21 protein-coding genes are annotated in these 19913 nt (G+C 47.7%); 14 read left to right on the plus strand and 7 right to left on the minus strand.

What is annotated here, in order from left to right:
* Positions 1 to 28 precede the first annotated feature (28 nt).
* Positions 29 to 1522 carry a nucleotidyltransferase domain-containing protein gene (locus tag NSS94_RS06610; RefSeq protein WP_341039025.1) on the plus strand — a complete coding sequence of 498 codons (1494 nt, stop codon included), beginning with the start codon at positions 29 to 31 and terminating at the stop codon, positions 1520 to 1522.
* A 142-nt stretch (positions 1523 to 1664) separates the two neighbouring features.
* Complete coding sequence (locus tag NSS94_RS06615; protein WP_341039026.1) at positions 1665 to 3518, plus strand: ABC transporter ATP-binding protein; 1854 nt, start codon at positions 1665 to 1667, stop codon at positions 3516 to 3518.
* A gap of 22 nt (positions 3519 to 3540) precedes the next feature.
* On the opposite strand, the gene ku is transcribed toward NSS94_RS06615, so the two are convergent.
* Positions 3541 to 4455, minus strand: a complete 915-nt coding sequence (ku, locus tag NSS94_RS06620) for a non-homologous end joining protein Ku (RefSeq protein ID WP_340884684.1) — start codon at positions 4453 to 4455, stop codon at positions 3541 to 3543.
* A gap of 210 nt (positions 4456 to 4665) precedes the next feature.
* On the opposite strand from ku, the gene NSS94_RS06625 reads away from it, so the two are divergent.
* From NSS94_RS06625 to NSS94_RS06635, 3 genes are read left to right on the plus strand one after another with little or no spacing between them, the layout of a single operon-like run.
* Positions 4666 to 4905 carry a hypothetical protein gene (locus NSS94_RS06625; protein WP_029516234.1) on the plus strand — a complete coding sequence of 80 codons (240 nt, stop codon included), beginning with the start codon at positions 4666 to 4668 and terminating at the stop codon, positions 4903 to 4905.
* 52 nt (positions 4906 to 4957) lie between these two features.
* Positions 4958 to 5137, plus strand: a complete 180-nt coding sequence (locus NSS94_RS06630; RefSeq protein ID WP_029516235.1) for an H-type small acid-soluble spore protein — start codon at positions 4958 to 4960, stop codon at positions 5135 to 5137.
* Between the two features lie 3 nt (positions 5138 to 5140).
* Positions 5141 to 6121: a hypothetical protein gene (locus tag NSS94_RS06635; protein ID WP_341039028.1), complete on the plus strand. Its 981-nt coding sequence runs from the start codon at positions 5141 to 5143 to the stop codon at positions 6119 to 6121.
* A 198-nt stretch (positions 6122 to 6319) separates the two neighbouring features.
* On the opposite strand, the gene NSS94_RS06640 is transcribed toward NSS94_RS06635, so the two are convergent.
* The 5 genes from NSS94_RS06640 to NSS94_RS06660 form a co-directional block, all read right to left on the minus strand.
* Positions 6320 to 6976, minus strand: a complete 657-nt coding sequence (locus tag NSS94_RS06640) for a 3-oxoacid CoA-transferase subunit B (RefSeq protein WP_029516236.1) — start codon at positions 6974 to 6976, stop codon at positions 6320 to 6322.
* A complete protein-coding gene (locus NSS94_RS06645; RefSeq protein ID WP_029516237.1) occupies positions 6973 to 7638 on the minus strand; it encodes a CoA transferase subunit A in 666 nt (221 codons plus the stop codon). The genes NSS94_RS06640 and NSS94_RS06645 overlap by 4 nt, the downstream gene beginning before the upstream one ends.
* Before the next feature lie 41 nt (positions 7639 to 7679).
* Positions 7680 to 8420, minus strand: coding sequence for an acetoacetate decarboxylase (locus NSS94_RS06650; protein ID WP_039269579.1), 741 nt, complete (start codon positions 8418 to 8420; stop codon positions 7680 to 7682).
* A gap of 54 nt (positions 8421 to 8474) precedes the next feature.
* Positions 8475 to 9659, minus strand: a complete 1185-nt coding sequence (locus NSS94_RS06655) for an acetyl-CoA C-acetyltransferase (protein WP_209949652.1) — start codon at positions 9657 to 9659, stop codon at positions 8475 to 8477.
* Positions 9660 to 10247: 588 nt separating this feature from the next.
* A complete protein-coding gene (locus NSS94_RS06660; RefSeq protein WP_341039030.1) occupies positions 10248 to 10778 on the minus strand; it encodes a cysteine hydrolase family protein in 531 nt (176 codons plus the stop codon).
* Between the two features lie 134 nt (positions 10779 to 10912).
* On the opposite strand from NSS94_RS06660, the gene tsaE reads away from it, so the two are divergent.
* From tsaE to tsaD, 4 genes are read left to right on the plus strand one after another with little or no spacing between them, the layout of a single operon-like run.
* Positions 10913 to 11392, plus strand: a complete 480-nt coding sequence (gene tsaE, locus NSS94_RS06665) for a tRNA (adenosine(37)-N6)-threonylcarbamoyltransferase complex ATPase subunit type 1 TsaE (protein WP_341039032.1) — start codon at positions 10913 to 10915, stop codon at positions 11390 to 11392.
* Between the two features lie 3 nt (positions 11393 to 11395).
* Positions 11396 to 12232, plus strand: a complete 837-nt coding sequence (gene tsaB / locus NSS94_RS06670) for a tRNA (adenosine(37)-N6)-threonylcarbamoyltransferase complex dimerization subunit type 1 TsaB (protein WP_341039034.1) — start codon at positions 11396 to 11398, stop codon at positions 12230 to 12232.
* A gap of 17 nt (positions 12233 to 12249) precedes the next feature.
* Complete coding sequence (rimI, locus tag NSS94_RS06675; RefSeq protein WP_029516243.1) at positions 12250 to 12765, plus strand: ribosomal protein S18-alanine N-acetyltransferase; 516 nt, start codon at positions 12250 to 12252, stop codon at positions 12763 to 12765.
* On the plus strand, positions 12762 to 13826 hold the full coding sequence (gene tsaD / locus NSS94_RS06680) for a tRNA (adenosine(37)-N6)-threonylcarbamoyltransferase complex transferase subunit TsaD (protein ID WP_318626961.1): 1065 nt from the start codon (positions 12762 to 12764) through the stop codon (positions 13824 to 13826). Before rimI ends, tsaD begins: the two co-directional genes overlap by 4 nt.
* Positions 13827 to 14373: 547 nt before the next feature.
* Here tsaD and NSS94_RS06685 read toward each other — a convergent pair.
* Positions 14374 to 16338, minus strand: a complete 1965-nt coding sequence (locus NSS94_RS06685) for an ABC-F family ATP-binding cassette domain-containing protein (protein WP_209949684.1) — start codon at positions 16336 to 16338, stop codon at positions 14374 to 14376.
* Positions 16339 to 16608: 270 nt separating this feature from the next.
* On the opposite strand from NSS94_RS06685, the gene NSS94_RS06690 reads away from it, so the two are divergent.
* The 5 genes from NSS94_RS06690 (at position 16609) to tatC (ending at position 19624) form a co-directional block, all read left to right on the plus strand.
* On the plus strand, positions 16609 to 17262 hold the full coding sequence (locus tag NSS94_RS06690; RefSeq protein WP_322251311.1) for a 5-formyltetrahydrofolate cyclo-ligase: 654 nt from the start codon (positions 16609 to 16611) through the stop codon (positions 17260 to 17262).
* 38 nt (positions 17263 to 17300) lie between these two features.
* Positions 17301 to 17789, plus strand: coding sequence for a cyclic pyranopterin monophosphate synthase MoaC (gene moaC, locus NSS94_RS06695; protein ID WP_029516247.1), 489 nt, complete (start codon positions 17301 to 17303; stop codon positions 17787 to 17789).
* Between the two features lie 114 nt (positions 17790 to 17903).
* Positions 17904 to 18386, plus strand: a complete 483-nt coding sequence (locus tag NSS94_RS06700) for a MogA/MoaB family molybdenum cofactor biosynthesis protein (RefSeq protein ID WP_013309212.1) — start codon at positions 17904 to 17906, stop codon at positions 18384 to 18386.
* A 103-nt stretch (positions 18387 to 18489) separates the two neighbouring features.
* On the plus strand, positions 18490 to 18747 hold the full coding sequence (locus NSS94_RS06705; protein ID WP_039269589.1) for a twin-arginine translocase TatA/TatE family subunit: 258 nt from the start codon (positions 18490 to 18492) through the stop codon (positions 18745 to 18747).
* Between the two features lie 109 nt (positions 18748 to 18856).
* The gene (gene tatC / locus NSS94_RS06710; RefSeq protein WP_340954656.1) at positions 18857 to 19624 is read left to right on the plus strand and encodes a twin-arginine translocase subunit TatC; all 768 of its coding nucleotides are present in this window, start codon (positions 18857 to 18859) and stop codon (positions 19622 to 19624) included.
* The last annotated feature ends 289 nt before the right edge of the window (positions 19625 to 19913 follow it).

Raw genomic sequence — 19913 nt, forward strand, 5'->3', positions numbered from 1 at the left:
TGCGATGAGACAAGAAGGAGAAGAATGCATGCCTACCAAGTCTGTTTTGGAACTTGCGAATTGGAATGAGGATCAGGAATTAACGTTGTTACTCTCTCTATTGGGGAAAGACGTTTCTCATTGGCAGGATAAGACTGCTGCTACCCAGCTGCGTGAGATGGATTGGGTCCGCTTTTTACGTCTGACCGAGCACCATCGAGTGGTACCTACGGTGTATCTCCAACTGAAAACATTGAATCATCCGTTCATTCCCGCAGAATTGTTGCGAAACCTTCTGGCGCAATATCATCGAAACACGCTTCGCATGCTCCATCTTCAAGCAGAAGCCGGGCGTCTGACCAGGCTGCTCATAGCTCATGGAATCCGTGTGCTTATGCTGAAGGGTCCTGCTCTGGCACAGCAATTGTACGGGGATGTTTCTCTGCGTACCTCCAAGGACATCGATTTACTCATTGCCCCTGACGATATGGACGAGGCTGAGCATTGGATGCAGGAAGCCGGATATGCGTCCAAGAGCGGAGAAGTGCGTGTCCTTGGCAGTTGGAAATGGAAGGACCATCATGCATCATACCTCCATCCGCAAAAACGGGTAGAGATCGAGTTGCATTGGCGTCTTCACCCGGATGGGGGTGGGGAACCCTCTTTTGACGAGCTGTGGAGCTGTCGGCAAATGGGTAAAGCTACAGGAGCCAGTTGGATGGCACCGTTGACACCTGCCGACAACAGGACTGCGATGACGTCCTGTATGTATACGCTTGGCAGTGAGCATCAATTTCTGTACTTGAGTGCGCATGGTGCGCGTCACGGATGGTTCAGGCTGCGCTGGCTGGTTGACATCGACAGGCTTGCGGTATGTGCTGTCGATTGGGAGGCGCTACTGCCGATGATGCGCCGCTACGGGGGCCTGCCTGCTGGCGGGCAGGCTTGGGCGCTCGCCGCTGCGCTGTTGGGTACGCCGATACCGGAGCCGATGCGTCCGGTATCGGCTACCCGGCAGGCGCACAGGCTCGCGCTGAGCGCGCTGGCCTTCATGCAGGCCAGCGTACCCGCACTGTACCCGATCACCCACGGGTCGGGTACAGGTAGGCTTGCTCCATCAGAGCTGCTGCACAGCAGAGCCTTGGCGGAGCAAGCGGAGGCCGCCCTTCCAGGTGGCGGTCCTTCAGTATGCAGTACCTCTGGCGAAGCAGCCATGCTTGCCACCCGTGGCGTTACTAGCATCAGGGAAGATGCCAGTAACGACAATCATAATCCGATGAGCACCGCTGCCAGTTGTGCCCCGATGACTCCAGCTGCTGCCTCCAGCCAAGTCATGACCAAAAACAGGGCTGTCTATCAGCCGGTCAGCCGCACTTACTTGCTTTCCTTAAAAGAGCCAAGACACAGACTATGGTATCTCATCAGCCGTTTGTTTCCTTCTACGGGCGATTCGAGCGTTTTTCCATTGCCTCGTCAGCTGCATTTTTTGTATATCCCTTTACGTCCATTTCTCTGGCTGAAGCGGCGATTTTCAAAGCACTGACTCGATAGAGGATTTTGTGAAAATCCAATAAGCGGCTTTTAATGAACAATATATAGATCGAAATGGTCTAGTTCGTCTATATATTGCACTTTGGAGCGATTGGGATCGAATTTTGCAAAGTCCTGAATAAGGAGTGTGCATTATGGTTCACCTGCGATTATATATGACAAAGCTGTATAGCGTGAACGGCGGTGCGTTATTTCTCAATATTGGGTGTATGATCATTGTCAGTCTACTGGAGGGTTTTGGCATTTATATGCTTGTTCCTATGCTGGCGGCCATCGGCGTATTTGTCGGTCATTCAGGGATGCCATTTCTGTCTGATGGATTGGATCATTTTTTGCCGTTCGTTCCTAAAAGCTGGCTATTGCCGGGGATGTTGATGGTTTTTGTAGTGCTGCTTACAGGGCAGGCTTTGCTTCAGCGTTACCAATCCATCCTGAATTCGCGGATTCAGCAGCGTTTTATGCGTTCTCTTCGAATAGACGTGTACACTTCCTTTATGAAGGCGCAGTGGGCCTTTTATTTGCGTCAGCGTAAATCTGATTTTAGCCATGTGATGACGACCGAGCTGGCGCGTGTCAGTCAGGGAACGAATTTGCTTCTTCAACTGACTACAGCCGTCATGTTTACGCTGATCCAGATTGCGCTGGCTTTTTGGTTATCCCCCTCTTTAACCGGACTGGTATTTCTGAGTGGATTGGGGCTGTTTGTCGTGTTCCGCCGCTCCATTCGAAATGCCAAACAATTAGGTGATCGTACGACTGAACTGTCACAGGTTTATTTTGCTGGAATTACGGATCACATGAACGGTATGAAAGATATAAAAAGCAATCTGTTGGAAGCGGCGAATATCCATTGGTTTCGCTCCCTGACGCAACGCATGGAGGATAATACGACTCAATTTGTCCGGCAAAATGCGACCACACAGTTTTTTCATCGTGCAGTGGCAGCTGTTTTTGTCGCTTGCGTCATATTTATATCGCTGCAGTGGATGCATGTTACACCTGAAAAACTGATTGTGCTGATTCTTATATTTTCCCGCTTATGGCCTCGATTTGCTCTTATTCAAGCGAGTCTGGAATACATCATGTCTATGATCTCCGCTTTTGAAAGTGTCACCAAGGTGCAACAAGAGTGCGAAGCTTTCACAGATCCGTCATTGATTGCACTTGCATCCTCTGAGACTCGCGTTCCATCCGCGGTGGTCAATCTATCATCTGCATCTGAACGGCAACCCCTGTCCCTTCGTCATGGGATTGAATGCAGCCATCTGGATTATCGCTACGAGGGTGCAGCAGAGCCTGCACTGCGTCATATTAATTTGTTCATACCCGCCCGGGAAATGACAGCCATTGTAGGGAAATCAGGAGCGGGTAAAAGTACAATGGTCGATGTCCTGATGGGTTTTTTACGTCCAACTGGGGGGCAGATTACAATAGACGGGCTTGTTCTGGGCGACGAATTATTGCCCCAGTGGCGGCAGTCGTTTGGCTACGTGTCACAAGATCCATTTTTATTTCATGCGACTGTCCGCGAAAATTTGATGCTAGCGGATAAGGATGCTAGTGAGCAGCAGCTATGGGAGGCGTTACATTTTGCAGCAGCAGACAACTTTGTATCCAGACTGCCCGAAGGGCTGAACACGATCATTGGGGATCGCGGGATTCGTCTGTCTGGAGGAGAACGTCAACGGCTAGTATTAGCACGGGCTATCTTGCATCATCCTCCGGTACTTATACTAGATGAAGCGACAAGTGCGCTGGATGGTGAACATGAAGCCGCAATTCAGGCAGCACTGGAACGGATGAAAGGTCAAATGACGTTGATCGTCATTGCTCACCGCCTGTCAACCATCAGACATGCGGATCAAATTGTCGTACTGGATCAAGGCGAGGTCATACAGCAGGGGAACTACCGCCAACTGGAACAAGAGGAGTGGGGGGCGTTCAGTCAGCTACTATCGTATCAAAGCAGTGTCACCGCCACCCCTTAACCAGACTTTTTTGTAACTCAGCTTAAGTTTCTTTACGTTTGGCAGTGCTTCTTTTCTTTTTGACTGGAGTCGGAGAGAGGTTGTCGCCTGCCACCGCCTGCTGTGCTGTTGGGGCTGCTGGTTTACGCGCAGGGCGTTTTTTCGCAGAAGGGCCGGGATCGGTAACGACAGGTTGCACTGCCTCGATGCTGGCCTGAAGGGCGGCCATTAAATCTACTACATTGGTCTGAGGCTGTGTTGGGGCGATTCGCACCTCTTCACCAGCAACTTTATGCTGAATGAGATCCAGCAGACGCTCGCGGTACTGATCCGTATACTTGGCTGCATCAAAAGGTGTAGATAGCTGCTCAATCAGCATTTTGGCCATGGTCAGCTCCTTCTCTTTAACCTCTTCCTGCCCCGGTAAGTTAGGAACTTGAGCAATGGGACGAATTTCATCGGGGTAAAACATCGTCTCCACCGCCAAACATTCATCCAACACCCGAATCGCCGCCAAGCTGCTTTTAGAGCGGATGGAGATTTGGGCAATCCCGATTTTCCCGGTATCCTTCATTGCATTCATGAGCAGCTTATACGCATTGGAGCCGGCCTGATCCGGGGACAAATAATACGTTTTCTGAAAGTAAATCGGATCAATTTCCTGCAAATCAACAAAATCCAAAATCACGATATTTTTATCCGCTTGTCCGCTAACTTGCTCCAGTTCCTCCTTGTCGAACATGACAAATTTTCCTTTTTCATACTCGTAACCTTTTCCAATTTCCTCCCACTCAACCTCCTTGTCACAAACGGGACACTTTCGTACATAGCTAAGTGGGCTTCCACACTCCTTGTGAATGTAACGCATGGAAATGTCCTTATCCTCCGTAGCTGAAAACATTTTAACGGGCACATGAACCAGCCCGAAGCTGATCGCGCCTTTCCAGACCGTATGCATACCGCCAGTCCTCCTTTTCTTTAATCCGCATTTTGCATCCTTCGATTCCGGGCACCCCGGGATATGAGCATATGATTTTCACTTAGTATGCTTCGTATAAGTGATTGTATGAGGTGTAGATGAAGACTGCAAATTGCTGCCGATTGCGCATGGTTACAGCAATTTTGGTACATAGTAAGGCATATCCGATTCAAAGGGGGTACACAATTTATGTCCGGAAAATCCTATCCTCGGCAGATCAGTCATCGTGTGGGTCAAAGCCATATCGCCTTTCGGGGTCCCGCCGCAGGCGAACAAGATGCATTGCCGCCCGAGTTTGCCCTTTCACATGGAACTCAGCCGCCTTTTCCCGTTGCTGTGGCTCATGTGGATTTAGAGGCTGTAGTTTCAACCTCGCCTTCCCATAGCTTTCCTTCATTGGACGTTGAACGACTTATAGATGAAGACTAGGTGACCTAGATTTCTAAATTAATGCACCAACATTCAGCAGGAGGAGAACAGCATGAACGTGGAACGAGCAAAAGCCATTTATGATTCATCTGAGAATATTGCCGTACAATTGGATGGCAAACCGATTTGGATTGAGCATGTGGATGAAGCAAACGGTATGGCTACCGTACAGGTGGGCAGCAACCCCGGCAATACTCAAACCGTCCGTGTGGATCGTCTGGAAGAGCGGTAGGAGATGGGAACCAAACATCTGGTCATTATCCATGGCCGTGACAAAAAGCCCAGATGCGACGAAATGCTTCGTCTTATTAAAAAAGCACTGATCGCAGGATTTCGTCGAGTAAACGAGGAAGCGGCACAAAAACTGGAGCAAGAGCAGATTTTACTGACATTTAGTTATTATGGTGACATCAACAATCGACTTTTATTAAAGAGTCAGCCTCGGTACAGAAAACTTTTTGAAGAAGACGATGGAGATTTCTACGTTCCAGACCATTATTACGACGAAAGTATGGAACAATTAATTAATCGACCAACGGATCATATGACCCCGGAGGAATACGAGCGTCTGATAGCCAATGAACCCACTATACACTTCTATGATGATGCTGCAAAAATACTCAGCCCTTACCTCTCTTTGTTTGGTATGAGTACCCGTGCGATCAAAAGGATTCTCCCTGATCTGGGAGCCTATTTAACCAGTCGTGTAATAGGCTCCCAAATTCGCGAAAGGCTACAGTGTCCTCTAGCCCAGGCTTTAAGTAGTGGAGGGGATGTCATGCTGCTTTCCCATAGTATGGGATGCATGGTGGCTTACGATGTTTTATGGAAATTTTCACGTATGAGCGAATACAAACATCTATGGGAACACAAACTTAACGAATGGCTAACATTGGGTAATCCGCTAGGCGAGCCAGCCGTAAAGCGCAGCTTGTATGATTCCAATGAGCCTGAGGACGGTATGTATCCCGCAAATATCAGACATTGGACCAATATTAACGCCGAGGATGACTACATTGCGCATGATGCAAGGGTTGAAGATGATTTCCATCTGATGCTGAATCGAAATTTAATAGAAAGTATTGATGATCAGCCGCTTATTCAGACATTCTGGAAAGATAGTCACACTGGGCGTGCCAATCCCCACAACTTCTTTGCTTATCTTAACCATACGAAGGTGGCTGAGCATGTAGCGGATTGGATTTTACGCTCATAAAAGGCGCATTTTATTTGCACAGCTGTAGGCTTTCATCGCAGATGCTGCTTGAAAGGTCCCGCTCCACCAAAAAAAGGCTCGCAATTGCTCAATGAGCAATTAGCGAACCTTTTTTTGTAATAACAAGTGCAGTCGTAGGGACGAGTTAAATGCCAGACAAGTTAATTTGAAGATGCAGTTGGTTCCTTTCTATGACCTTCACACTGCAATGGCCCTCAAATGTGGTGAAACTATCAGTTTAGCCTCTGTTGCTAATTGAACGTCTTCCACCGTCAAACCCGGAGCAATTTCTTTTAGCATCAGCCCTTTACCCGGAATAACATCAATGACAGCCTTTTCGGTTACTATGGTCTTTACAACATTTACAGCAGTCAAGGGCAGCTTGCATTGTTCCAGTATTTTCGGCGCGCCATTTTTGTTCACATGCTCCATGGCTACAATCACTCTCTTGGCTCCAACTACCAAATCCATGGCTCCCCCCATACCCGGCACCTTTTTCCCAGGGATCATCCAGCTTGCAAGGTTGCCTTTCTCGTCGACCTCCAGGGCGCCCAGCACGGTGATATCCACATGCCCTCCGCGGATGATGGAAAATGAAAGTGCACTGTCAAAAAAGCATGCTCCTTCCATGGTTGTAACGTAGTTTCCGCCTGAATCGATACAATCGAGCCTTTCTTTTCCCTGAGCCGCTTTGGGGCCTACACCGAGGATTCCGTTCTCAGCCTGCAGCATAATATGAATGTCTTCGGGGATATAGTCCACTACCATTGTAGGCAATCCGACACCAAGGTTGACAACTTCACCACTTTTGAATTCCTGGGCTATTCTTCGAGCAATGAATTCTCTGTTATTCATGCGTTTTCACCCACCTTTACAATTGCGTCGACAAATATTCCGGGAACGTTGACATGATTGGGATCAATTTCACCCGTCTTTACGTATTCGTCTACCTGAGCAACTACATACTCTGCCGCTGTAGCCATAACCATATTGAAGTTACGTGAAGAGCCGTTGATGACAAGATTCCCCGCTTCATCAGCCTTATGGGCTCTGATTAACGCCACATCCGCTTTGAGCGGGAGTTCGAGCAAATATTCCCTTTCATCAATTTTGATTTTCTTTTTTCCTTCCTCTACAACGGTGCCTACACCTACAGGTGTTAAAACCCCGCCCAAACCGGCTCCTCCTGCGCGTATTTTTTCAGCGAGCGTGCCTTGCGGGAAGAGTTGGACCTCAGCTTCTTTCGTCATCAGGAGCCTTCCCGTTTCCGGATTGGAGCCGATATAGGATGCAAAAATTCGCTTTACTCTGCCGCTTTTTACAAGCTTATAGATAGATAATTCTGGTGTGCCTGTGTCGTTGGAAACAATCGCAAGATTGCTGGCGGGATTGGTGTCGACAAGCGCACGAACCAGCTCCTCCGGAAAGCCTCCTGCCAGAAAACCTCCGACCATCACCGTGTCTCCGTCTTTGACCTTCTTAACTGCTTCTTCAGCGGAGATTACTTTGTTATTCATGGTTCCTTCTCCTTATATATATATTTTTAGGAAAGCAAACTTTATTGAAGATAATCGTAGAGGACTCTTCCATATGGAAGCGTTAAATCAGCAATAAAATGTTTCCCGCCAATATAAGATTTAACCGGCAAATCTGCCACAGGAGCGTTGACATGGGGGATAAGGCTTAATCTGGCAGGCCCTGACCAGGCTCCTTTTACAGTAATGTTCTCAAGATTATACGCTACTAACTGAGCGATTTTGGGGGTACCGTCAACATCAGGAATTAACTTTAAATTAACTTGTGTTTTTGCGATGGCTTTTGCCGTTTCCTTTTCATCAAGAATGTTATATTTGAAAGGCATAGTTCCCGTGGCCACCAGGACGTTGTTATAATGCAATGTACCCGTCAGCGTCTCCGTCTCCTCAACGATCAAGCGAGGCTTTGCCCATTTTTTCGGAAAACCCCAGACTTCGCGTCCCCCCAGAATAGCAGGCGCGTTATCCAAATACATTTGGGCGACAAAATTGCAGGGTTCTCCTTGAAAAGTACACGGAATGACAATACCGCTTTCCTCATAACTTCCTAACCCGGATGAATCGGGCATCTTGATCCATTCATAGGAAACCGTATTGCTTCCATCCGGCTGAAGAGGTTCCGGGACCGCCTGTCTAATCGCAGCGGGATCGGTCTCATAGGTAATGATAAAAAATTCCCGGTTGATGAAGCGGTATGGCGGGCGCCCGTAGCTGCCGCTAGCCGCAGGCATGGATTGGAGTGAAAGTACATCTTTTTGATTCATAACGGTCTCCCTTCCCTTTAACAGATATTCTAAAATTCATCTTGAATACGCACTTTAAATGAGCGCATTTTCAACCAGCATCGCTATGCCCATTCCTGTTCCGATGCATAACGAGGCGATGCCGTAACGTGAAGATCTTCGCACCATTTCATGAACCAACGTAGCCAATATTCTAGCACCACTGGCCCCGACAGGATGCCCGATCGCGATCGCGCCCCCATTGACATTCACTTTGTCCAGACTGACCCCTAGCTCCTTCACTACCGCTAATGCTTGTGAGGCAAACGCTTCATTAATTTCAAAAAGATCAATGGCATCGATGGATATACCTTGCTGCTTCAGAAGTGTCGAAATGGCTTTCACTGGCCCCATTCCCATATATGCAGGGTCAACGCCAACAAGGGAATAACCCTTGATATATGCCAATGGCTTTAATGCATGTTCTTTGCATTTGTCTTCCGACACCACAAGTACGGCCGCCGCGCCATCATTGATTCCCGAAGCATTCCCGGCGGTAACCGTTCCGTTCTCCTTAAACGCAGGTTTTAATTGAGAAAGTTTTTCTTTCGTTGTATTTCCTCTTATGTGTTCATCCTCTGTGAAAGAAATAGTTTCTTTTTTGTTTTTGATCATGACTGGAACAATCTGCTCTTCAAAAAGCTTCTTGTTTTTTGCTTCTACGGCCTTTATCTGGCTTTGATAGGCAAATTCGTCCTGCTCCATTCTTGAAATTCCATATTTATCGGCAACATTTTCTGCGGTAATTCCCATATGGTAATGGTTGATCGGGCATGTAAGGCCGTCGGCCACCAGGGAGTCTACCAACTCACCGTTACCAAGTTTGTAGCCGTTTCTTGCATTTCTTAGCAGGTAAGGGGCATTCGACATGCTCTCCATGCCTCCGGCCAAGACGATGTTGCCTTGTTCAGCCAATATTGAATTGTAAGCTAAAGCAACGGCATGAAGTCCAGAACCGCAAACCGTGTTTATCGTTGTTTCGGGTACATCAATAGGGATACCGGCTTTTAATGCCGCCTGTCTGGCAGGATTTTGTCCATTGCCCGCCTGAAGAACATTTCCCAAATAAATCTGATCAATCAAAGAAGGCTCTAATTTACTTTGCTGAAGGCATGCTGTCATCACGGTTGCTCCCAGTTCGGAAGCGCTTAGAGGCGCAAGGGTTTTGTTAAAAGAGCCGACCGCTGTTCTTAACGGGCTTACTAAAGCTACTTTTTTCATTAAAAACTCACATTCCTTTCGCTGTGTTAAAACACAATACATCCATGATTGCACTTCAATTCGTAATTTCCGCTCTTAACCTACGAGACGCAGCGATTGCAAGATATATTTGCATGCGGGCATATCATGGTGCCTAAGACAGTAAATGTGACGGTTCGATCGCCTTCTCCCATTGGGAATTAAAACCAGTTTTATCATAGTTCTAATGCAGATTTTGCTCAATGTCCAAATATTTACACATATCTATGTACAGATGTTTATAGGGTCATATAGGCCACAATAATTAGGCCATTCTAACGTTTTCTGTTATTTTCTTGTTTTTTCTGAAAATCATGATCATAAATTGAATTTTATGTTAAAAATGAAAGTTACAATCCATACGTAAAAAAGTTTTCCTCGCAAATATCATCTAACTCAGCTGGAAAATAAAAAAAGCCTACAGAATTTTCTGAAGGCGGCTTTGTTTCTGACCAATCTGGTCTTGAAAAAGCTAGGCAGATTGCCAATCCAATTGAATACATCTGGAATTCCAATAAAAATGATGACGTCTTTGCGAGATAGTGAAAACTTGTGAATTGGATCAATAACTCACGAAAAATGTACATCTGCTGTCGCGAGTAAACGCACAAAACGATTGCCAAGCAGCTCATTATGATGAGCTACAATTTGTTCACTGCTCAGCACCTTGCTATCAAATGTACTATGCGCATCCAATACGAGCACGTTGTTCTGGTATCCCAGACTATAGGCGCTTCGGCAAGTCGTGTCGAGGCAAAACTCGGTCTGCATCCCCGCGATTACGAGCTGATCGGCCCCCAGTTCCTTCAGCACATGGCCCAATTCGGTTTGGTAGAAGCTGTCCCAGGATGATTTACGGACAATTCGTTCATGAGGAAGAGGGCGCACCACATCGGCGATGGCCCAGCCTACACTGTTTTCCCGGAAATCCTCATCCGCTTCATCGGTATGCTGTACAAAAATCACGGGTGTACCTGTAGCTCTGGCTTTGTCCAAAAGCTGCTGCAAATGCGCTACAACTTCCTGCTCACGATACAGCTTCTCATCATACATGAACATCGCCTGCTGAACATCAATCAAGAGTAAAACGGTTTGTCCCATCGTTTCGATCCCTCCCTGTGTGTATCATCTAACTTACAATAGCATGTCTTCATGCCTTGCGGCGACATAAGGTGAACTATATAATAAAGAACAAGTTGGAACGGTCCGATTCGGACGAAAGGTGATTAAAATATATGACAATTTCGCAGGAACAGTTTACGTTCCGTTCTGTCTCAGAGGCACAGACCGGGGCATTGGCAGGTTTTTTGGCAGACAAAGCGGTTCCCGGAACAGTGATTGTGCTGGATGGAGATCTGGGGGCGGGCAAAACTGCTTTTTCCAAGGCTTTTGCCAGCCATTTAGGTGTGCCGGGTATCGTAAATAGTCCAACCTTTACCCTCATTAAGGAGTACGAGGGCCGATTGCCTTTGTATCATATGGATGTGTACCGGATTTCCCAGGATGAGGCGGAGGATCTCGGGCTGGACGAATATTTTTACGGGACAGGAGTATGTCTGGTGGAATGGGGTAGTATTATACCGGATATATTGCCGGAGCAGCGGCTTCATATGTATATAGAAACAACGGATGTGGGGGAGCGCTTGATTCACCTGACCGGGTACGGCGAGCCTTATGAACAATGGTGCCGCAGTTTGCGGGAGAATGGAGTTTGAACCATGCAAAGAGAGCATACAGATGTAAATGTAAAGCCGCGTGAGCGGTTTTTGACGTTAGATACAGCGACGACCGTGATGGCGGCCGCTCTGATGAACGGAAGAGAATTGCTGGGAGAAAGCAACGTCTATGGCGAACGTAATCACTCCGTGCATGTGATTACCGAGCTGGAACGACTGCTGAATGAAGAAGGGCTGACACGAGATGATGTAGATGGTATTGCAGTTGGTGTTGGACCGGGGTCTTATACCGGTATCCGGATTGCAGTGACTGCAGCCAAAACACTCGCTTGGGCCTGGGGTATCCCGGTGACGTCCATATCGACTTTGCACGCTTTGGCGTGGGGTGGTTGGAATCGCGGCGTCGAGATGAAGGGACAAGAAGATAAAAATGAGTCTGTGCATAACGGTTCGTCCGGAGCGCAGGCAGCAGACTGGATTGTGCCTGTGCTGGATGCGCGCCGTGGTCAGGTTTACACGGGGCTGTTCGCCGTGAATACAGTTGACGACGTCGAGAGTCCGCAACGGCTGGAGCCAGATGCAATTCGCTTAATGACTGCTTGGACCGATGACCTGCTGCAACGGCTGGAGGCTTTGCCCTCTGAAGAGCGTCCTCCAGTCATTTGGCTAGTCGGTGAAACGACGGTTCACGCCGAAACAGCTGAGCGTCTGCGTGCTTGGAGCGAGCTTCGTATTGTACCTTATGAGCTGGAAGGAAGATGGGTTGGCCGCCTTGGGGCGGATAAGCTACTTCGTCAGGAACATGACGAGCTACATACGCTGGTTCCTAATTATACCCAGCTGGCGGAGGCGGAAGCCAATCTGCTTCGTCAGCGCTGAAGAGAGCGGTGAACAACATGGCAAAGAACATACAGCGGGAAGAGAAACTTGAGTTTCGCTTGATGCAACTGGATGATATTCCCGATGTGCTGGAGATTGAGCATGAAGCGTTCACGCTACCGTGGACGGAGGAAGCATTCCGCAATGAGCTGACGATGAATCATTTCGCTAAATATATGATTATGGAACTAGACGGACAAGCCATTGGTTACGCAGGCATGTGGACGATTATGGATGAGGCCCATATTACGAATATTGCGATTCGTGAGGCTTATCGCGGACGCAAGCTTGGAGACAAGCTGTTGAATGAGCTGATGCAGACCGCATCTTATTTAGGGATGGAACGTATGACGCTAGAGGTGCGGGTAACGAACCGGATCGCTCAGGGCTTGTATGAGAAAAAAGGCTTTAAGCCCGCAGGTGTGCGCAAAGGCTATTATTCGGATAATAACGAGGATGCCGTGATCATGTGGGCGGATCTTCCCGCGCATGGGGCATCCGGTGAACAGGAAGGAAGCGTGCAGAAGCAATGACGCAAGAGGAAAAAGCAGGTACAGGCTCCGCCCCCGGCAAGCCTTGCTATATACTGGCAGTGGAAACGAGTTGTGATGAGACGGCTGTTTCTGTCGTGAAAAATGGCACAGAGGTGCTCTCAAATTTGATTTCCAGTCAGATTGAAACACACAAAGCCTTTGGCGGTGTTGTGCCAGAGGTGGCTTCACGCAAACATGTGGAGAGCATCACCTACATGCTGGACGAGGCCATGCAAACATCAGGAATTACCCCTCGTGAGATTTCGGCGGTTGCCGTGACACAAGGACCAGGACTGGTTGGCGCATTGTTGGTTGGAATTGTCGCTGCCAAGAGTGCTGCCTTGGCGTTCGGCAAGCCATTAATCGGGACGCATCATATCGCGGGACATATTTATGCCAATCAGCTGGAGCATGATATCGTATATCCGTGCATTGCTCTCGTTGTGTCAGGAGGACATACAGAGCTGGTGCTGATGGAGTCCGAAGGTCATTTTCAACTCATTGGTCGTACAAGGGATGATGCGGTTGGGGAAGCCTACGACAAAGTAGCGAGAGCCATTGGGTTTCCGTATCCCGGTGGCCCGCATGTGGATCGTGTGGCTCATGAATCGGAGGAAGTGGTTACTTTGCCGCGTGCATGGCTGGAGCCGGATTCTTATGATTTTAGCTTTAGCGGTTTGAAATCTGCGGTGCTGAATGTAATTAACCAGACGAAAATGCGCGGAGAAACCGTTCATGTCGGAGCGATCGCAAGAGGCTTTCAAGAGTCGGTCGTCGAGGTGCTGGTAGAAAAGGCGATTCGTGCCATGCGTGAATACGGTGCGAAGCAGCTCCTGCTTTGTGGCGGTGTGGCTGCTAATCGCGGACTGCGTACAGCATTGCGTGAGCGCTGTGAGCGCGAAGGAATCGAGTTGCTTGTACCATCGATGAAATATTGCACAGATAATGCAGCGATGATCGGCGCTGCGGCCTACGCCAAATGGAAGCGCGGGGAATTTACCTCATTGGATATGAAGGCTGATCCAGGGCTGTCTCTGGAAGAATGGTCTGTCCAAACTTAATTGAAGAAGAATGAGCAAGACATGGCACAGTTGAGCCGTGTCTTTTTTGTTCCGCACCATAACGATCATAAAAATATAAATTCAAGAGGATAAAATACAGGAGTTTGAGCAAAAGAATGGCAGCATCTCATTCCCTCGCATGATTCGTCACAATGGTTCACGATTTTTCATAATCCATCAAAAAAATCTGGAATTTTGATATTGCCCGAATAATGATGTGATTTGTCAAGTTGTGAACAAAGTTATCCACATATACCGTTTCGAATGTGGATAACCCAGCCCGAAGCAAGCAGGCTAAGACTTTTTGGAGATAGCAAGTTGGGGGATATGTAACACCTTTAGTTCTTGTAAAATCTGTGGATAATGTGGATAAAAGGGTGGATAAATTTGGTTTTCATTTGAAAATGGCTCTTTATCAATAAAAAAATGGCCTAAAAGGCCATTTTTCAATCTCATTCATACACATAAGCTGTGGATAATCTTGTGTACAAAAAAATAGAAGAGGAAAATGTGAAATTTTTAAGGCTAAGATTTTATGCAGTAGTGTTTATTCTTCTAACAGCTCTTCCCAAGAGGTATAGGTTTCAGTCAATTCCTGTTTACGGGTGTCGAGCTGTGCCTGAATATTCTGAAGCGCTGTGTAATCCTGATAAATCTCAGGTAGGGTCATTTGTTCCTCCAGCCCTAAAATTTGTTCTTCCAGCGTTTTGATCTGGTTTTCCAATGCCTCCAGCTTGCGTTGACGGCTACGTTCCTCGCTTTTGGCTTGTTTGTCTGCAGCATAGGTGGCGGCGCGTGATTTGGATGTGGTCTCGTCTGTCACGGATGCAGAGGTAGCCGATGTTTTGCCGCGTGCGGCCTGATTTGCCTCCAAAGCTTCCTGCGCAATTTCCTCCAATTCCTGCTTTTTAGCTACATAGTCATCATAATTCCCCAGGAAATGTTCTATCCCTCCAGGATGAAGCTCGATGACACGTTCCGCCATTTTGTTCAGGAAATAACGGTCATGGGAAATGAACAACAGTGTACCGTCATAGTCCATCAAAGCCGCTTCCAGCACTTCCTTGCTAAACAGATCCAGATGGTTGGTAGGCTCATCTAGAATTAACACGTTGGCTTCGCGCAGCATGAGCTTGGCCAGAGAAACGCGGGCTTTTTCCCCTCCGCTTAATGCAGCTACTTTTTTTAGTACATCGTCACCGCTAAACAGGAAATTACCCAGCACTGTACGAATACGTGCTTCTTCCATATGAGGATACTCGCTCCACAACTCCTCCAGTACGGTGTTGGCAGGGTTCAGGTTCGTCTGCTCCTGGTCATACAGACCGATTTTGATTTTCGTGCCCCAGTGGATGGAGCCCGCAGCAGGTTTAAGTGATCCGGTCAGACATTTGAGCAACGTCGATTTTCCGATCCCGTTCGGACCAATCAGTGCCACGGTATCTCCACGTTTTAAGTCGAACGATGCGTGCTGGAATAAAGGCTTTTTCCCTTCATATCCCACAGAGAGGTCACGGACCTCCAGTACTTCCTTACCTGACATATGGGCTGTTTCAAAGGAAAAATGAGCCTTTTTCAAGTCTCCCATGGGTCGATCCATACGCTCCATTTTATCTAACTGCTTGCGCCGACTTTGAGCGCGTTTGGTCGTAGAAGCCCGCACAATATTACGTTGTACGAATGCTTCTAAACGGGCAATTTCTCCTTGCTGCTTTTCGTAATGCTTCAGATTCGTTTCGTACTCGGCAGCTTTCAACTCCATGTAGCGGCTGTAGTTGCCTGTATATCGGGTAGAACGATGGCGTTCGATTTCAATAATCGTCGTTACCAGTCGGTCCAGAAAATAACGGTCATGTGATACAACCAGCAGAGAACCGGAGTAGCCGCGCAAATAGTCCTCCAACCAGGTTAGTGTTTGAATATCCAGATAGTTGGTAGGCTCATCGAGCATAAGGACATCTGGGGCGAGCAGTAGGATGCGCGCAAGCGCAAGCCGAGTTTTCTGTCCTCCGCTCAGAGTAGCTACAGGCGTCTCAGGTGCAAATGAGCCAAAGCCCATACCGTGCAGCACGCTGCGAATACGGGTCTCCATTTCATAACCACCGTGATCCTTGAACCAGTCTGAACGACGTGCATAGCGTTCCAGCAGATCTGCGTAGCGTTTTTCGTTTTGAGCATTGGCTAGGTCAGCGATGTCCTGTTCCATTTGCCGCAGTTCCCGTTCCGCTTCAATCAGGGGAGTGAACACCAGCATCATTTCCCCCCAGATAGAACGGTCAGAATTCAAGCCGCTGTTTTGCGCCAGATAACCGATGCTGGTCTCCTTTGCCTTGAAAATTTGTCCACTGTCATAGGATATTTCACCAGCAATGATTTTGAGCAGGGTCGATTTGCCTGCACCGTTCACACCTACGAGTCCAATACGTTCACGTTCCAATATTTGAAGGTTAATCCCGTCCAGAACGGGCTCAATTCCATAAGATTTAGTAATTCCGGTTACTTGCAATAGCATAGCGTATCGTTCCTCCATTACATTTTGCACAGTTCTACCTGCTTTTTTCGCAGGTACCTTCCTTCCAGTTTACATGAAATTACCCACTATTGCACTGCTTTCACCCTGTAAACCCTTGAGCCGCGTGTAGTCAATTTGTATAAACAATGATAAACTTAAGCGAGAAGTGAAAAAGAATGAAAAAAACTTGCAACGTACAGCACTTACTGACAAATGGGACAATAGCAACGTTTTAAAGATTATCGACGATTGTGCGGGAGGGCGGATGTGATGGATGTCTGTAATGTGAAGAACGCGCTGCGTTTACAGCAACGAGAGGCGCGTGACTCCATGGACCCGCTGACAAGGCAGAAGGCATCGGCTGTGGCCTGTCGGCATGCAATCGAGGCATGGGAGCAGCTTAGAATAGACAGAAACGGAGATAAGCTAACCTTATTTAGTTATCTCTCTTTTGGCAGCGAGATTTCGACGACTCCCCTCATTGAGCATTGCTGGTCACAGGGAGATCGTGTCCTGGCCCCAAGAGTGGATTCGGTAACTCGGACGATGGAGCTGAGGGAGATGGATCAGAACGGAGATATTGTACCCGGCATCTGGAACATCCCTGAGCCTGCTTTGACATGCAAGGAATGGTCGCCTGAAATGTGGACGGGAATTGATTGGGTTGTTGTGCCTGGCTTGGCCTTTGATCGTCGTGGGGGCAGGATTGGCTACGGCGGAGGCTATTATGACCGCTTTACCGTACAGGTAGAGGCAGAGAAGCGTAACAACAGCCATGTAGGTCCGCTGTATGTCTCGCTGCTACTGCCGGGACAATTGCTGACACAGGTGCCCATGGAGCCAAGGGATTTGCGAGTGGACGTGCTGTTTACTCTGGATGGACGCTTAGATTGTGATTATGCAAAATTGACAAATGATGATTGAAGTAAAGTTGGGTATGTGAAAGGAGCTGTGAGGGAGTCGTGGATTCCTTTACTCATTTTAACGAACAGGGACGTGCTCGTATGGTAGATATTTCGGGTAAAACGTCTACGGTTCGTACAGCAGTTGCCGTGACTCAGATTACAATGAATCCGGCTACATTGACGGCTGTAAAAGAAGGAAGAATCGGCAAGGGTGATGTTCTTGCTGTGGCCCAGGTCGCAGGGATTCAAGGCGCGAAAAAAACGTCAGACTGGATACCGATGTGTCATCCACTGGCTCTGACAGGCGTGAACATTACTTTTTCCGATAATGGACATGATGTGCTTCATATTGAAGTTGAAGTGAAGACCGAAGGTAAGACAGGTGTAGAAATGGAAGCTTTGACAGCGGCTTCAGCCGCAGCGTTAACCGTGTATGATATGTGCAAGGCGCTGCAAAAAGATATGATCATCGGCCCTACCATGCTGCAATCCAAAACAGGTGGCAAGCATGGGGATTTTCAACGGGAGGACCACCGGGAACCTTGACATAGATAAACATTGTCGCCGAGAGGGTACTGTGATGTGATGCAGGATGCAGCGTGGCTGTTTCTGATTTTCAGAAGAGAAAGTATTCTTTCATGATAGGAGAAGGGTGATCTTATGGTGTGGAAAACGGCGATCCTAACAGCCAGTGATAAAGGGGCAAGGGGAGAGCGTGAGGATACAAGCGCACAGGTCATCCGGGAACTCATCGAAGAAGAACTGGGCGGAGAGATTGTGGAATACCGGATCGTTCCCGATGAACCGGATGAAATTATTGCAGCTTTAATCGAAATGACTGATTATTTTCATGCAGACCTGGTACTAACTACGGGCGGGACTGAGCTGGCCATTCGTGATGTGACACCCGAGGCGACTCGGCGGGTCGTGGAACGGGAAGTGCCGGGTATGGCAGAGGCCATGAGAATGATCGTGATGCAGAAAAATCCAGCGGCTATGCTATTCCGTGGAATCGTGGGAATACGCGGACGTACACTGATCGTCAATTTGCCAGGAACGCCCAAAGGCGTGCATGAAAATTTGGCAGCGATAATGGATCAGCTTCCAGAAGCGTTGCTTATGGTGACAGGTCAGTTCCGGTAGAAGGCAGCACATCGTGTGTGGTATGATACCTATAAGAATTTATAAGGCCGTATACGGACAAAGATTCTTATTTTGTTCGTCAACATAAGGAGGATTACTACACATGCCCAATATTGGAGCACCGGGTTATATTTTGTTAATTATTCTGGCGCTGCTGCTATTTGGTCCGAACAAGCTGCCTGAGCTGGGTCGAGCTGTAGGGCGTACATTCCGTGAGTTTAAAAACGGGGCACGCGATATTTTATCAGAAGATGAACGGACTGAGCGTAAAGACAGCAAAGATAGTGTGGTCAAAGCATCACAAACGACGTCTTCAGAAGTTCAACCTCAGCCTCAGTCTGAGGATAAACGCTTGTCATAGATTTAGTGATCGATTCTTGATCTTGTACTAAACAAAAGCCTCTTCTTCAGTGAAGGGCTTTATTTTTTAGGAGGCGCTGCTGCGTTCCGTTCAGAAAGGAGAAGTGGATTTGACCCCATCAGAGCATGAAATGCCGTTAATGGAACATCTGGGAGAGCTCCGCCGCAGAATGATCTATGTGCTAATTGTATTTGTATTGGCACTGGCTGGTGGTCTGTTCGCGGCGGGTCCTGTCTATGACTGGCTTATTCGCTCCGGTTCGGCGCAAGCTTTTCAGTTAAACGCGTTTTCCTTTTGGGACGGGATTGGTATCTACATGAAGATTGCCATGATCATCGGGATTGCGGTGGCGCTACCGTTTGCATGCTACCAACTGTGGAAATTTGTCAGCCCGGGATTAAGACCGCAAGAACGAAGTGCGACTTTGCGGTATGTGCCTTATGTCCTGCTTTTGTTCATCATTGGGACAGCTTTTGCTTATTTCATTATTTTCCCGATGGCGATTCAGTTTACATCGTCTGTCACCAAAAGTATGGGATTACAGGAAACGTACGGGATCGCACAATATTTCACCTTTATGTTTAATATTGTATTACCTGTAGCGCTACTGTTTGAGCTCCCCCTGCTTATCATGTTTCTGACGGGGATTCATGTTTTAACACCAATGCGGCTTCGCAAATGGCGGAAGATTTCTTATTTTCTGCTGGTGTTCGTCGCGGTTGTCATTACCCCGCCGGACTTTATTTCCGATTTTTTGGTGGCGATTCCGTTGCTGGTGCTATATGAAGTGAGCGTGTACTTGTCTTCGGTCGTGTACCGCAGGCAACTGCGTGCACAGGAGGAACGTGAGGCTCAATTGCGTGTAGCTTCAGAATAATAAGGCAGGACCTGAATGGATCAGTAAATAATTTATTCGGGTCGCGCTTCATGGCAACTTGCAGATGATGAATAGCATTTGTATTTCATGACTATGTACAGGGCATGAACAGTAGCAGCTTAGTCCCCTGAAAAATAACCATTAGCCTTGAGTTAACGGTTATTTTTCAGATAGATGGATATAATCGGGAAGGGCTGTCCATAAAAATTCCCATAAAAAATACATTAGGGACTTGAAATTCAATCCCAAGTTGAGTATCATAAAGTTGGTTGTTAGCACTGACGACTGT

This window comes from Paenibacillus sp. FSL L8-0644, assembly GCF_038008165.1.
GTDB classification, from domain to species: domain Bacteria; phylum Bacillota; class Bacilli; order Paenibacillales; family Paenibacillaceae; genus Paenibacillus; species Paenibacillus polymyxa_D.

Excerpts from the sequence above, each read along its gene's own strand:
- rimI (WP_029516243.1), top strand. The coding sequence starts at position 12,250 with ATGGCAAAGAACATACAGCGGGAAGAGAAACTTGAGTTTCGCTTGATG.
- tsaD (WP_318626961.1), top strand. The coding sequence starts at position 12,762 with ATGACGCAAGAGGAAAAAGCAGGTACAGGCTCCGCCCCCGGCAAGCCT.
- NSS94_RS06650 (WP_039269579.1), bottom strand. The coding sequence starts at position 8,420 with ATGAATCAAAAAGATGTACTTTCACTCCAATCCATGCCTGCGGCTAGC.
- NSS94_RS06625 (WP_029516234.1), top strand. The coding sequence starts at position 4,666 with ATGTCCGGAAAATCCTATCCTCGGCAGATCAGTCATCGTGTGGGTCAA.
- NSS94_RS06630 (WP_029516235.1), top strand. The coding sequence starts at position 4,958 with ATGAACGTGGAACGAGCAAAAGCCATTTATGATTCATCTGAGAATATT.
- NSS94_RS06645 (WP_029516237.1), bottom strand. The coding sequence starts at position 7,638 with ATGAATAACAAAGTAATCTCCGCTGAAGAAGCAGTTAAGAAGGTCAAA.
- NSS94_RS06655 (WP_209949652.1), bottom strand. The coding sequence starts at position 9,659 with ATGAAAAAAGTAGCTTTAGTAAGCCCGTTAAGAACAGCGGTCGGCTCT.
- NSS94_RS06635 (WP_341039028.1), top strand. The coding sequence starts at position 5,141 with ATGGGAACCAAACATCTGGTCATTATCCATGGCCGTGACAAAAAGCCC.
- NSS94_RS06610 (WP_341039025.1), top strand. The coding sequence starts at position 29 with ATGCCTACCAAGTCTGTTTTGGAACTTGCGAATTGGAATGAGGATCAG.
- NSS94_RS06705 (WP_039269589.1), top strand. The coding sequence starts at position 18,490 with ATGCCCAATATTGGAGCACCGGGTTATATTTTGTTAATTATTCTGGCG.
- NSS94_RS06690 (WP_322251311.1), top strand. The coding sequence starts at position 16,609 with ATGGATGTCTGTAATGTGAAGAACGCGCTGCGTTTACAGCAACGAGAG.
- NSS94_RS06700 (WP_013309212.1), top strand. The coding sequence starts at position 17,904 with ATGGTGTGGAAAACGGCGATCCTAACAGCCAGTGATAAAGGGGCAAGG.
- tsaB (WP_341039034.1), top strand. The coding sequence starts at position 11,396 with ATGCAAAGAGAGCATACAGATGTAAATGTAAAGCCGCGTGAGCGGTTT.
- tsaE (WP_341039032.1), top strand. The coding sequence starts at position 10,913 with ATGACAATTTCGCAGGAACAGTTTACGTTCCGTTCTGTCTCAGAGGCA.
- NSS94_RS06640 (WP_029516236.1), bottom strand. The coding sequence starts at position 6,976 with ATGAATAACAGAGAATTCATTGCTCGAAGAATAGCCCAGGAATTCAAA.
- NSS94_RS06615 (WP_341039026.1), top strand. The coding sequence starts at position 1,665 with ATGGTTCACCTGCGATTATATATGACAAAGCTGTATAGCGTGAACGGC.
- ku (WP_340884684.1), bottom strand. The coding sequence starts at position 4,455 with ATGCATACGGTCTGGAAAGGCGCGATCAGCTTCGGGCTGGTTCATGTG.
- NSS94_RS06660 (WP_341039030.1), bottom strand. The coding sequence starts at position 10,778 with ATGGGACAAACCGTTTTACTCTTGATTGATGTTCAGCAGGCGATGTTC.
- NSS94_RS06685 (WP_209949684.1), bottom strand. The coding sequence starts at position 16,338 with ATGCTATTGCAAGTAACCGGAATTACTAAATCTTATGGAATTGAGCCC.